The organism is Methanomassiliicoccales archaeon (assembly GCA_013415865.1).
Classification (GTDB): domain Archaea; phylum Thermoplasmatota; class Thermoplasmata; order Methanomassiliicoccales; family UBA472; genus MVRC01.
The window spans coordinates 700,769-713,710 of record CP058896.1; the positions used below are offsets into that span (position 1 = coordinate 700,769).

Annotated in this window: 13 protein-coding genes; 5 read left to right on the forward strand and 8 right to left on the reverse strand. The window is 50.6% G+C overall.

Annotation, left to right across the window (positions count from 1 at the left end; genetic code table 11):
* Window positions 1-93 precede the first annotated feature (93 nt).
* Together HPY73_03395 and HPY73_03400 are read right to left on the reverse strand one after the other, a co-directional pair.
* Entirely contained in the window at window positions 94-2,049 is a 1,956-nt protein-coding gene (locus tag HPY73_03395) for a DUF4445 domain-containing protein (protein QLH74588.1), read from the reverse strand.
* Window positions 2,050-2,249: 200 nt separating this feature from the next.
* Window positions 2,250-2,822, reverse strand: a complete 573-nt coding sequence (locus tag HPY73_03400) for a flavin reductase family protein (protein QLH74589.1) — start codon at window positions 2,820-2,822, stop codon at window positions 2,250-2,252.
* 86 nt (window positions 2,823-2,908) lie between these two features.
* Between HPY73_03400 and HPY73_03405 the strand changes: the two genes are divergently transcribed.
* Window positions 2,909-3,859 (forward strand): cation transporter, encoded by a 951-nt coding sequence (locus HPY73_03405; GenBank protein QLH74590.1) that lies wholly within the window; start codon window positions 2,909-2,911, stop codon window positions 3,857-3,859.
* Window positions 3,860-3,942: 83 nt separating this feature from the next.
* On the opposite strand, the gene purH is transcribed toward HPY73_03405, so the two are convergent.
* The 3 genes from purH to HPY73_03420 form a co-directional block, all read right to left on the reverse strand.
* Window positions 3,943-5,496: a bifunctional phosphoribosylaminoimidazolecarboxamide formyltransferase/IMP cyclohydrolase gene (purH, locus tag HPY73_03410; protein ID QLH74591.1), complete on the reverse strand. Its 1,554-nt coding sequence runs from the start codon at window positions 5,494-5,496 to the stop codon at window positions 3,943-3,945.
* Between the two features lie 128 nt (window positions 5,497-5,624).
* Window positions 5,625-6,158: a hypothetical protein gene (locus tag HPY73_03415; GenBank protein QLH74592.1), complete on the reverse strand. Its 534-nt coding sequence runs from the start codon at window positions 6,156-6,158 to the stop codon at window positions 5,625-5,627.
* Window positions 6,159-6,305: 147 nt separating this feature from the next.
* Window positions 6,306-6,956, reverse strand: a complete 651-nt coding sequence (locus tag HPY73_03420) for a ribonuclease III family protein (GenBank protein QLH74593.1) — start codon at window positions 6,954-6,956, stop codon at window positions 6,306-6,308.
* Window positions 6,957-7,038: 82 nt separating this feature from the next.
* Between HPY73_03420 and HPY73_03425 the strand changes: the two genes are divergently transcribed.
* Window positions 7,039-7,815 (forward strand): dihydropteroate synthase, encoded by a 777-nt coding sequence (locus tag HPY73_03425; protein ID QLH75638.1) that lies wholly within the window; start codon window positions 7,039-7,041, stop codon window positions 7,813-7,815.
* A gap of 166 nt (window positions 7,816-7,981) precedes the next feature.
* Here HPY73_03425 and HPY73_03430 read toward each other — a convergent pair whose 3' ends face one another.
* Together HPY73_03430 and HPY73_03435 are read right to left on the reverse strand one after the other, a co-directional pair.
* On the reverse strand, window positions 7,982-8,224 hold the full coding sequence (locus HPY73_03430; GenBank protein QLH74594.1) for a TM0996/MTH895 family glutaredoxin-like protein: 243 nt from the start codon (window positions 8,222-8,224) through the stop codon (window positions 7,982-7,984).
* Between the two features lie 61 nt (window positions 8,225-8,285).
* Window positions 8,286-9,317, reverse strand: a complete 1,032-nt coding sequence (locus HPY73_03435; GenBank protein QLH75639.1) for a permease — start codon at window positions 9,315-9,317, stop codon at window positions 8,286-8,288.
* A 701-nt stretch (window positions 9,318-10,018) separates the two neighbouring features.
* On the opposite strand from HPY73_03435, the gene HPY73_03440 reads away from it, so the two are divergent.
* Both HPY73_03440 and HPY73_03445 read left to right on the forward strand, forming a co-directional pair.
* Window positions 10,019-10,369 (forward strand): hypothetical protein, encoded by a 351-nt coding sequence (locus HPY73_03440; GenBank protein QLH74595.1) that lies wholly within the window; start codon window positions 10,019-10,021, stop codon window positions 10,367-10,369.
* A gap of 171 nt (window positions 10,370-10,540) precedes the next feature.
* Window positions 10,541-10,828, forward strand: a complete 288-nt coding sequence (locus HPY73_03445; GenBank protein ID QLH74596.1) for a hypothetical protein — start codon at window positions 10,541-10,543, stop codon at window positions 10,826-10,828.
* A gap of 101 nt (window positions 10,829-10,929) precedes the next feature.
* Here HPY73_03445 and HPY73_03450 read toward each other — a convergent pair whose 3' ends face one another.
* Window positions 10,930-11,211 (reverse strand): winged helix-turn-helix transcriptional regulator, encoded by a 282-nt coding sequence (locus HPY73_03450; protein ID QLH74597.1) that lies wholly within the window; start codon window positions 11,209-11,211, stop codon window positions 10,930-10,932.
* Between the two features lie 654 nt (window positions 11,212-11,865).
* On the opposite strand from HPY73_03450, the gene arsB reads away from it, so the two are divergent.
* Entirely contained in the window at window positions 11,866-12,942 is a 1,077-nt protein-coding gene (gene arsB / locus HPY73_03455) for an ACR3 family arsenite efflux transporter (protein ID QLH75640.1), read from the forward strand.

Sequence of the window (12,942 nt, forward strand, 5' to 3'; positions counted from 1 at the left end):
GTACACCAGGACATAGAGGCAGTATGTTGCGTCAAGAGGCGTATCGGGCCCTCGACCAGGATGTACGAGAGGCCTATTGGGTCAAAGACGTCATCAATGGCTGGCATCAGTTACTAGCCGCGCCTTGACGGTAGGGAACCTGTCCACGTCAGTATGTGGTAGGAAGAGCGATGATGTGAACTTGTCGAAGAACGTGTTGTTGGTGGTCAGCTCAAGATATGTCATCCTTGAATAGATATCGACCGCCTCCTTCCTCTTGGCTGCCGATAAGAGAGTGAGCCTTGCGCCCGCAAGTGCAGCGTTCCCTAGGAATACGAACCGTTCCCGTGGTATGTCAGGGAGCAGTCCTATCCCCACGGCCTTCTCCACATCGATGTAATTCCCAAAGCCACCTGCGATATAGACCTTCCTGACATCATCGAACCTCATGTCCATGCTCTCCACCAGCACATCACATGCTGCATAGAGCGCCGCCTTGGTCCGTATGATGTTCACGATATCATCGTCGGTTATCACGATGTCCCTGCCCTGGACGGTCTTGGCGCCCCACACCCCGCTCTTCGCCTTCATGGCCAGGCTTATTGCGGTCTCCTTTGTCTCCTGAGCGAACGCCACCACGAACTCCCTTCCATTATCATTGGCGCGGACCCTCCTGATCCTGATGTCCTGTATCTTCCCCTTTTTATCAATCACCCCGCGGAAAAAGAGCTCATGGACCACGTCGATGAGACCGGAGCCGCATATTCCTCTTGGCTTGTCCCCTCTGATGGTCTGGTATGTGACCTCGAGGTCCTTATCGATCGATACCTTCTCTATGGCACCTGTCATCGCCCTCATTCCAGACGCGACCTCTCCTCCCTCGAAGGCAGGTCCGGCCGAACAAGAGCATGAGACCATCCAGTCCCTGTTCCCAAGAACGACCTCGCCATTGGTCCCGACATCGATGAGCAATGATACCTCGTCCGAAAGATGCATCCCGCTCGCCAGGACGTCCGCGATGATGTCCCCGCCGACATAGCTCGCCCTTCCCGGGACAATGTAGACAGGGGCCTCGGGATGTATCTTGATGTCCAGCTCTCTTGCCCTGTAAACAGGTGGGAGGTTGGTCACGGACACGTAAGGCTGATACCTTATCTGTTTAGGATGCAGTCCCATCAGAAGATGTATCATGGTGGTGTTCCCAGCAATTGCCATTGCTGTCACCTCCTCCCTGCATACCTTCTTATTGTCAGGTCTGCACACCTCCGATAGGACGACCACCTGTGAGATCAGATAATCTATGCTCTCGAGGATGAGCTGACGGAGCCTTTCGAGACCTCCATCCTCAGCATATGCGATCCGGGCCAGCACATCCTCTCCGCACATCACCTGCTTGTTGTGGTCCGAGGCCTGGGCCAATATCTTGCCGGTCCTCATGTCGATCAACGCCAGGACCACCGTGGTCGTCCCGATGTCCAATGCTATCCCGAAGTTTCTGCCCGAGGTGTCCCAGTTATTGATGTCCACCAGGGCAGGACGACAGTTGACCCTGTCGACGACGGCGGTGACCCTCCAACCGCTGTCCCGGACTATCTTCGGAAGGTCCCTTAGCATATCCAATGATATGTGAAGGTCTCCATCCTTGAGGCCAAGGGACGCGCTCAACCTCTCAACGTCCCCGCGGTTGTCATCTAGCGAGGGCGGTGGTATCTCGATGTACTCTGCCGTGGTCATCGGTGAGATGTCCCTGACCTCTCCAGCAACGAAGCCCTCGAATATCTGAAGGTCCTCCACCCTAGAGCCCTCTGGAACAAAAATTGCCGAGTCCCCGACCACTTTTGCGGTGCACGCGAGCCTCCATCCCCTCTCCCAATCCTCCTTCGAGATGGAATCTGACATCGGCCCTTGGACCGGCCCTTCGACCAGCACCTTGCATCGGCCGCATTCACCCTTTCCACCGCAGGCGCTGTTGATCTCGACCCCTGCCAGGAAAGCGGCCTCTAGGACCGTTGTCGGTCCATCAAGGGTGATGTCGACGTTCTTGGGAAAGAACCTGACCTGAAAGCTCATACTGACCGAATCTGAGCCCAGGCTATTTATTGTTCGGGTATCGGACAGGGACCGGAGCTGTGATGTCGAAAGAGGCGTACCTCTATCATAATGGAAAGGATAAGGGCCTGAGAACAAATGGACATAGGTCTCGCACATCATCATAGGCAGGTGGTCGCAGGGAGCGGCACCCTACTGGGCATTTCCACTGGCCCCCACCATCATTTTTTCATGAACTTCCTGCCACAGGTGAAGGCCTTCATCAGCTCTTCGCCGATGTTGAAGTAAGAGGACGAGCCAGGGCTGTAGATGAGGGGCCTTATCTTCTCGATGACGGGGCTTCCATCTATGAGGCAGTCGTCCTCTACCTTGACATCGACGATCTCGCCGATGAACTGGGTATGGAGACCTAGCTCATGGATGCCCACGACCTTGCACTCCAGCACGACCGGGAACTCGCGGACGAAGGGCGCATTGACGCGCTCGGCCCTCTCAGGGGTAAGACCTGTGTCCTCGAACTTGTCCGTATCCCTCCCGCTTGCAATGCCAAGATAGTCCACCTCCTCCACATGCTCGTCCGATGGGATGGAAACAGTGAATGCCATCCCCTCCATCAGATTGGAATATGTGTAGGTCGCCTTCCTGAGCGATATGGCGACACAGGGTGGGACCGAACAGCATATCCCTCCCCATGCAACCACCATTGCGTTCGGTCTCCCCTCGCGGTCATATGTCCCTACCACCATCACAGGTGTAGGGTAGAGCAACGTCCTAGCACCGATCGACCTCTTCATGCCCTCACCATCTTGAACATCGAATTCGAGCTTATTATACGATCGCTGGGAAAATGTAATATCGGTCCCCATGCGCTCTCCTCCCGATGAACGAGGGGCAAGACAAAGAGGTGCGTGTTCACGCCCATCTCCCTAACGAAGGGGGCGTGACAAGACCTTTGTTGTTCGCATTTGCAATGACCTGCAGCTTTGCGGTCTTTGAACTTATCGGGGGGTGGCTATCTGGTTCGCTGGCCTTGCTCTCGGATTCTGGGCACATGTTCACGGATGCCCTTGCCTTGGCATTGAGCTTAGGTGCCTCCTTGATCGCGACAAAGGAACCGACCGAAAAACAAACATTCGGTTTCTTCAGGGTCGAGATCGTTGTCGCCCTTCTTAACGGCATAGTGCTGGTGGTGATGTCGGGATTTATCCTTTATGAGGCCTACCTTAGGTATCAGGCACCGCATGATATCGAGGCCCCGTTGATGCTCATGGTAGCTTTGGTCGGGCTTGGGGCCAATGTCTTTGGGTTCTTTGTCCTGCGAGGGCATGCCCATGAAAACCTGAACGTCAGGGGGGCGTTCCTTCATGTCCTGGGTGACCTGTTATCTTCAATTGGAGTAATAGTCGCGGCGGTCCTGATATTCTTCTATGACCTTAAGGTTGCTGACCCCCTCATTTCTATCATGATCGCGGTGGTCATAATGTGGGGGGCCTTCGGCGTCATCAGGCAGTCCTTGGATGTCCTATTGGAATTCGCTCCTTCCCACATCAGGGCAGAGGATGTGAGACAGGAGATGTTAAGATTGAAGGGGGTCAGGGAGGTCCATGATATCCATATGTGGACCCTTTCTTCGAACATCTACTCAATCAGCATCCATGTCGTCGTCGAGGACCAGCTTGTCAGTGCATGTTCATGCATAATCGAAGAGATAGAGGAGGTCCTCAAAAACAAGTTCAAGTTCTCACATGTCACGGTCCAGCTTGAGGCATCCGCGTGCAAGGTGGACAATTGTTACTTCAAGAAGAATAACAACAAGCATGCAGGGAAATGATAAGAGAGGGGGCATGGACCAATGAATTTTCAGGACAGATGATGAGCGAATTGTCTGGTCATGCTCTTATCGACAAACAATGTTCAATGCCGGAATATCCTGACCCCGGTGAAGACCATCGCCATGCCGTGCTCATCGGCTGCCTGTATCACCTCGGCGTCCCGTATGGAGCCACCTGGCTGGATCACCGCTGTCACCCCTGCCTTGGCCGCCTCATCGATGCCGTCCCTGAAGGGGAAGAACGCGTCCGAGGCCATTACCGATCCCTTGGCCTCCTCCTTCGCCTTGTGCGCAGCTATCATCGACGAGTCCACCCGGGACATCTGACCTGCTCCTATGCCCACCACCCTCTCTCCCTTTGCCAGGATGATGGCGTTGGACCACACATGCTTACACACCTTCCAGGCGAAGAGCATCGAGTGGACCTCTTCCTTTGTAGGGGCGCGCTTGGTCACGACCTTCAGCATCGACTCGTTCACTTCGACATGTCTGTTGGTCTGGACAAGGATGCCTCCCTTGACCTTCTTCATCTTGTGCTCAGGTCTTTCGTCGATGGTGATCGGGGCATTGGTCCTAAGGAGCCTAACGTTCTTCTTTTTCTTTAAGTGCTCGAGTGCATCATCGTCATAGTCCGGCGCGATGACGCAGTCCACGAAATGCGAGCCAATCTGCTCCGCTGTGGCCATGTCGACCTTCCTGTTGAGCCCGATGACGCAACCGAAGGCTGCCAAGGGGTCCACATTGTACGCCGTCACGAACGCATCTACGAGCCTGTCCGCCGATGCCACACCGCATGGATTTGTATGCTTTATCACGACCGCGGTGGGTCGAGAGAACTCCCTTACGAGCTCCATCGCCGACTCGAGGTCCAATATGTTGTTGTAAGAGATCTCCTTTCCATGCAGCTTTTCCGCACGGGACACTGAGACCCCCTCCGAGAACGGGTCGATGTAGAAGGAGGCTGTCTGCTCTGGGTTCTCCCCATAGCGGAGGTCGAACGCCTTCTCCATCCCGATGTTCAGGGTCGAAGGGAATTCGTCCGAAGGGAATTTCCTCCCTAGGAAATTCGCGATGAGACAGTCATAGTTCGCCGTGGTACGGAAGGCCTCGAGCATCAATCGTTTCCTCGTCTCCAATGAAAGTGTACAACCGTTCAGTCTCATCTCATCATATACGGACCGATATCTGGATGGGTCGGTCACGACCGCCACGCTCTGATAGTTCTTCGCAGCCGCCCTGATCATCGACGGCCCCCCGATATCTATGTTCTCGATGATCTGCTCAATGTCATTCGGGTCCTTCAATACCGTCTCCTTGAAAGGATAAAGGTTGACGACGACCATGTCGATGGTCTTGATCTTCATCTTCTCTACCTGGGCCATATGGTCGACAGAGTCTCGCCGTGCAAGGATACCGCCGAATATCAGGGGGTGCAACGTCTTGACCCTGCCCTCTAACATCTCCGGGAAGCCTGTGACCTCGCTTATCCCGGTCGTCTCGATACCGTTCTTCCTCAAAAGCGTGGCAGTACCACCTGTCGATATGATCTCCACACCCAGGTCGCTCAGCCCCTTTGCAAAGTCCACAATGCCGTCCTTGTTGGACACGCTTATGACAGCACGTTCGATCCTTGACAAATGAAATCCTCCAGGTCAATAGGCACGCCACTCGGAGGTGTATGCCGGAGCTACATGCCCTGATCGAAGATAAAGGTATCTTGAAGGCCTTATGGAGAATGTGGTCGGCCTTCCGTTGAATGACCACCTTACTTTTGCGGCCTATCGAAGAATATGTTCTTCCCGGTGGCCGACAGGGGGATTCCATGTATGACCTTAGACCTCATCAGGCCCAGCCTTTTTGCGCTCACCCCTGCCCGATACATTATCCTGTTATCGACGTTCAGGTCCGATGCTGTCTTCACGGCCGATCCCAGGGCGATGCCCAGGTCCAACAATCTTATGGCACAGTTGGGACCTTCGAAGTCTCCCTTGATGGAAGCTTCATTGAAAGATGCACAGTCCTTGAAACCGCATGCCCCGCAATCAAGCCCCACGCCCTTGTGGGGCAGGAGACCTATCAATACCATCGCTGACGAGCCGAGGACGTTTTTACCATCCCTTTCAAACCCAGGGCTGTCCCTTTCCTTAGATATGGCCAACATATCGTTCCCGATCGCGACCCTCTCCTCGTCCGTCAGGACCTTGACCTCTATAAAATCCTGACCGACCCCCTTTGGGGCGGTCCTGGCAGACACTTCCATCAGGTCCGCGACAAAATTTACCGTATCCTTCAAGGTCATGAGAAGGTGAAGGGCAATTCACCTAATAAACCAAACATCACAAAATCATATGCTTGATCTATTCTTGATCATCAGATGGAGAACGTTCTTGTCAATTTGGACATTTATCGATGCATCCTCATTTTGATCACATAAGGAACGCGGTCTTCATGGGCTCAGTTTGGCCATCATCTTTTTTGCGGCAGAGGCCATTGCTTCCTTCTTTGTCCCCCCGGTGCCTGTCTCGGTTAGGTCCCCCACTGTGAGCCATGCTTGGAAATATTTTCCATCCTCTGCATCCTCTTCGAAGGTCACATAACGATATTGCACCCTCTGTTGGTCTGACCATTCCTTGACCATACTGATCCAGTCCTGCCTCTCCAATGCCTCGGCCGCCAGGTCCCCCTCGAACAGTATCTTCGATATCACCCTCTCGGCGCCCTCGACCCCTCCATCTAGATAGACGGCACCGATTATCGCCTCGACCACGTCCGCAAGCATCTTCTGAGAGGTCCTCCCTTGCAACGAGTCGCCCACCATCACCAGTTCTTTAAGACCTAATCTTTCTGCCACCTTCCGAAGCGTCGTTCTGTCGGTGAGGACGCTCCTTTTCCTGGTCAACGTTGCCTCATCGTCCTTCAGGCCTTCCAAGAAGAGTTTCCTGGAGACGATGAACGAGAGCACAGAATCCCCCAAGAACTCGAGCCTCTCATTGTTCTCTGACCCGACCGACCTGTGCCTCAATGCCAACTCGAGAAGGGAAATGTTCGAGAACTTGTAACCCAGTAGCTCCTCGAGACGCATCATTTTGATTTCCATCTTCCCTCCTCCCCCTCAGCAAGGCCCAACGCTGATAATAACCCTTTTTATGATGTACTGTGTTGGCGTGGTCGGTCGGGACATGTACATCATCAGCGAGCGTATCAATGGGCTTTTCACATCGGTCGGAAGGGCCATCGACAGGAGAGATGCCAAATGGATACAGGACCATGCGCTCCATCAGGTCGAATGCGGGGCACAGGCACTTGACATCAACGTCGGTCCAGGTAGAGAGGATGGCCCTGCCGCGATGGATTGGCTCATCAGGACGGTTCAGGATGTCACAGACGTCACACTCTGCATCGACACGCCCGGTGTGAAGACCATGGCAGCTGGCCTCAAGGCTGCAAAGAACAAGACGATAATGAACTCGACCACCGCAGAGAAGAAGAAGATGGATGCTTTGTTTCCGCTCTGCAGGGAATATGGTTCAGACCTGATATGTCTGACGATGGACGAGAAGGGCATCCCGAACGATTCCTCTTCGAGGGCGGAGCTTGCCATGCTCATGATAACCACGGCCATGGAACATGAGATAATGCCAGACCGATTATTGTTGGACCCTCTGGTGCTGCCGACCAAGGCGGCGCAGGACCAGGGGATCAAGGTGATCAAGGCGATCGAGATGTTCCAGGCATTGAACGACCCGCCGATAAGGACCGTGGTCGGGCTGAGCAACATATCGAACGGTTGCAAGGACCGCCAACTTGTCAACAGGACCTATCTCGCCATGCTGATGGGGGCTGGCCTCAGCGCCGCCATCCTAGATCCAGAGGACAAGGCGCTGATGGACACGATAAAGACGGCCCGGGTTCTCCGGAACGAGATGCTCTATTGTGACGATTATTTGAGGGCGTGATCTGGATCCTCTCTCAGGCTTCTTTTCGAAATGGGGTCTTTTAATGGGCCTTTTATTCTACCTCACAATCAGATATCAAGGTATGATATGCACACGCAATTCCGATCATGTCAGAGATCGATCTTCAATATGCCTTTATCATCGTAACGATGCACAGTATCTTGGCTCAATTGTCGTCCCCCTTGATCATTCTAACGATCTCTTCTTTTTTTGGCACACGACCTGCTGAGACCGCCTCTCCATTGATGAACAAAGCGGGCGTGATCATTACGCCTTTGTCCATCATCGCTTGAAGGTCCTCTATCTTGACCACTTCCGCCTGGACCCCCATCTCCTTGACCGTTTCTGTCACCATCTGATAAAGTTTCCGACACTTTGCGCATCCTGTTCCATATATCTCGATCTTCATTCTTTCATCTCCCATTCTTTAATATTTATGATGTTTTATATTATTTGATTTTGCAACCCTTTCACCCCGTAATATATCCAAAGGAGAGCCCGGCCAAGGTTGACATCAATATCACCAAGGCCCAGTAGACAAGGGTCTTCTTCCATCCCATCACCTTTGAGAGGACAACTATGGAGGGGAGGCTGGTCGTGGGACCGGATAACAACAATACCAAAGCAGGTCCAGAGGCCATCGCCCCGCTTGTATAGCCCAAGGTCCCTCCGATTATTGGCACTTCCATCAAGGTCGGCATGTATAAAAGGGCCCCTATCACAGAGGCCAATAGATTCGACCAGATATTGTTATCCCCAAGATATGGTTTGAAGGTCTCGGGAGGTACAAAGTAAGAAAATACGCCGACGAAGAACGTACCGACCAGCAATATTGGGAATATCTTCTTGGTCAGGTCCCACGTCTCTGTCCCCCAATCGGTAACCTCCTCCCTGGTGAAATAATAGATCAGGAGAATGGCCACGCCCAGGGTCAGGACATATATTATGGGCATCTTTATCATCCAGTCCAATGTTGAGGCGCCAAATACCAAGATGCCTATCAGAAAGATGAAGAAGATAGGTGTCGTCCATTTTGGTCTGCTGCTCTCATCCTTGAACTTTAGCATCGGCCTTTCATTGCTGGATCCCTCCGTTCCTTTTGTCTTGAACAAAAAGGACATCACCACGCCAACTACAACTGACATGGCTATGGCAAAGATCGCCCTGGCCAGACCTAGATCGAGACCCAATATCTGCGCGGTATAGATCATCGCAAGGACATTGATGGCAGGACCGGCGAATAGGAAGGTTGTCGCAGGTCCGAGCCCGGCCCCTTTTTTATATATCCCTGCGAACAAAGGAAGAATGGTGCAGCTGCAGACTGCAAGTATCGTTCCCGATATGGAGGCCACAAAATAAGATTTATATTTTGCAACATTGGGCCCGAAGAACCTCAAGATCGCGTCCTTCTTCACCAACGCTGCGATCGCGCCTGCAATGAAGAATGCTGGGACCAGACATGTCAGCACATGTTGGGCCAAATATTCGATCGAAGCATCCATACCGCTTTCCAACGGTCCTAACAGAAAATCCGTCGTATCACCCACCCCTGTTTGTCCGTCTTCCTTTTGGTCCGTCCCCAGACGAGAATCTCAATACCAAGCGACTTTGATCAAAATCCTGATAGGCCCCAAATGAATGGCCAAAAACGTCAGATGATAACTCGATTAGGTTCAGGTACCATTTAATCCTATAAATGGCCAATTGTAGTAGACCCAGTGACGCGGAGGTTTCAAAATTATAACAACCTGATGGTTCTCTTTGCAGATATGTTGATGTTGCAGACCTGATGGATGAAATCGTGCACGTATTAGCCACCCCCGCCTTGTCGATATATACCTATTATTTTTCGGTTAATATTTCAATTATATTTGAAATGTAAAAATTTAGGATGTTAAAATAGTTTTTCATTTTAAATTAGTTTGAAAATTCTCGTTAGGTTCGTGTCAAATAATCGACCAACTCAACAATTAAAATGTGTCAAGTCGCCCCCCCCCATGGAGGTCTTGTCGTGAAAATATAAATATAATATTATAATAATATTAATTAGCCATATTATATTTACCCAGCGTAATCATCTGTTGATCAATGATGGCATGAAATATTCTCATGAGAATATCAAAAGGTCATGGATGGGCAACTCGCTAATAAGGATGTTTCAAATTATTTTAAATTGACGAATGGCATATAACGGGTAAAAGCGATGGTGATCGTTGGTGATGATATGGTCGCAAAAGTGAGAGTGAACATGTTCCCATGCGAGAATAAGACCGAGATAGAGGTCGTTTCAAACTCCGATGGGGACTTTATAATAACTGTAGTAAGTTCCTGCGCGAAGGCCAAAAAGTTCATCGAAGGTCTGAACCCATTGTCATTGACGGACCTTTCGAATAAGTCCGAGAGCAAGATATTCAAAAAATTTATTGAGTCTGACATGAGCGCTAACTGTCTGGTCCTATCCGGTGTCTTGACCGCAGGCTGGGTCGAGGCGGGCATGATAGCGAGGTCCATGGCAAAAAAGGGAGTCCCTCTCTCGATAGAGTTCATCGAATAAGCGGTATTGAAGGTGGGATCGAATGGTGGTTGGTCACATTCCATTTCAAAATAAGGTGAGCACCGTGCATAAGGACGCAAATATGATTATGAGCGGCGCATTTGAGATGATACAATACACCAGTGTTTTCCCTCGGTGAGGTGATGAATATTGAATGGTCATGAGGTTTTGATGGATAAGAAGAACAAGGAAGAGGAGGAGGAACGTCCTTGTTGTCCATCATCTGCTGCAAGGATGATCAGAAAGGTCATGATTGGTGGAAAGGAGGTTGGGATCGCTCAACTTGACCAGATCATTTCTAAGATCTCTAAGATGTCGTTGACCGATGAAAATGAGTTATCATCTGTGCTGATAAAAGAGGTCAAGATCTATAATTACGTACCTAGATCGAAAGAAAACGAATATCGTAAGGCAGTGATGGAGGAGTACAGGAAAAGGACCCATGGTCCCCAAAGATAAGAACGCGCAGAGGAACGGGACATTCATAACTTATGAGAGCCCGTTTTTATTAGGAACCCAGCACATGAAATTCGGATGATGCCCCACATAATGGATAAGGATCATTTTCCTAGCTCTTTGCGTCCTTTTTCTGTGATGAAGTAGATCCTCCAACGATGTCTTGGGGACGATTCGATAAGCCCTTCACCTTCCAGAATGTTCAGGTGGTATGACAATTTAGAATCCGACAGACCAGTGATGTCCTTAAGAACACAGGGGCACAGGTCTGTCCGCATCAGAGCGTGGAGTATCTGTAACCTTTTCGGATCTGACATGGCCTGGAACAATTTTGCTTGATTTGAAAGATGTTCATTATCTGGTAATTTTTTTTTCAGCTCGCACAACCCCCCGATTTTCAAAAGACTTTCCTTCATTTCTTCAGGTAGATTGAGAGGGCTCTCGCAACATTGGATGTCTGTCTTTTTCTTATTTTTCATTGACTTTTCAACTCTCTGAAATTAAGATGTGATATCTCACCAAAGACTTATTGATTTCACCGTACCTTTTCAAGATTTGATGAATGGGTTCTTATCAGAAAGATTATTGGGATCGGTCGTTCAACGAGCTGTAGGTTTCATTAGAGTTCACACGACGTCAAGGGGGAACCACGGGTCCGGATGTGGTTGGAACCATGGTAAGAATCCTTTATTCGACGTTCGACGTTTGAACCTGCACATATCAACGCGAAATCTATTCTAGGCCCTCAGTGAAGGAAAGTAGAAGCTCAAATACGATCTGATGATTAAAGCACTTACATATGGAAGGATTGTATATTTTATTAACAGAGGCGCGTCGAATAATAATCTTTTACCAATGTCCTTAGGGATTGGGCATACGGCCCTTGACGTTCCTTTTTTTAAATCCGTAACGATGGTTAGGAACTTATTAAATATCTGAAAAATGTTTCAATTCAATATTAGTTGAAATATTGAAAGAACGATGTTGGGGGGCGTTATGGATTGCTTGATGATGAGATCGGGGTGCAATCGGTTCCAATTGTGAAAAAATTGTCATTCCTGAACAAATACCTCACGATCTGGATATTCTCCGCTATGGCATTGGGGGTCGGATTGGGCGTTGTCGTTCCAGAGCTTGCCGATGCTCTTGATCGGATGAGCGTCGGAACGACCTCTATACCCATAGCGATAGGGCTCATACTGATGATGTATCCTCCATTGGCCAAGGTCAAGTATGAAGAGCTTGGACAGATAACGAAGCAGCCTGAAGCAAAGAAGATGTTCGGGACGTCCTTGGCCCTCAATTACATCGTCGGTCCGCTTCTTATGTTCTCTCTCGCCTGGATATTCCTTCCCGAACAACCTGAATACAGGATCGGCCTAATCCTCACCGGTGTCGCTAGATGCATCGCCATGGTGCTGGTATGGAACCAACTGGCTGAGGGGGACAGCGAATATGCGGCCATATTGGTGGCATTGAACTCTATATTCCAGATAATCTTGTACTCATTCTACGCCTACTTCCTCATCGCTATCCTGTCCGATGTGGTGTCGCCCGGGTCTGGGGTGGCCGTGGATATTTCCATCGTATCGGTGGCGATCAGCGTCATCATCTATCTTGGCATACCTTTCTTTGCTGGAATATTGAGCAGATACTACATACGTCCTCGAAAGGGGGCGGATTGGTATGACAACGTTTTCATGAGCTCTGCTGGCAAGATGTCGCTGTTGGCACTCCTTTTCACCATAGTGGTCATGTTCTCGTTGAGGGCCGAGACCATCATCGACTCTCCGCTGGACGTCGTCCATATTGCCATCCCGTTGCTGTGTTATTTCGTCATCATGTTCCTGTTCTCTTTCTGGCTTTCGATGAGGTTCAACTATGATTACGCACATGCGGCGACACAGTCCTTCACGGCCGCAAGCAATAATTTTGAGCTTGCCATAGCTGTGGCGGTGGGAGTCTTCGGAATAGGCTCGGCGGTCGCCTTCGCGACCGTGATCGGACCTCTCGTTGAAGTGCCTGTCCTGATATCGTTGGTTAACCTGGCCCTTTACTTCCGCCGTAAATATTATGATGAGCACGGAAGGATCAAAAGGCGCTCGACGGGGGCCTGA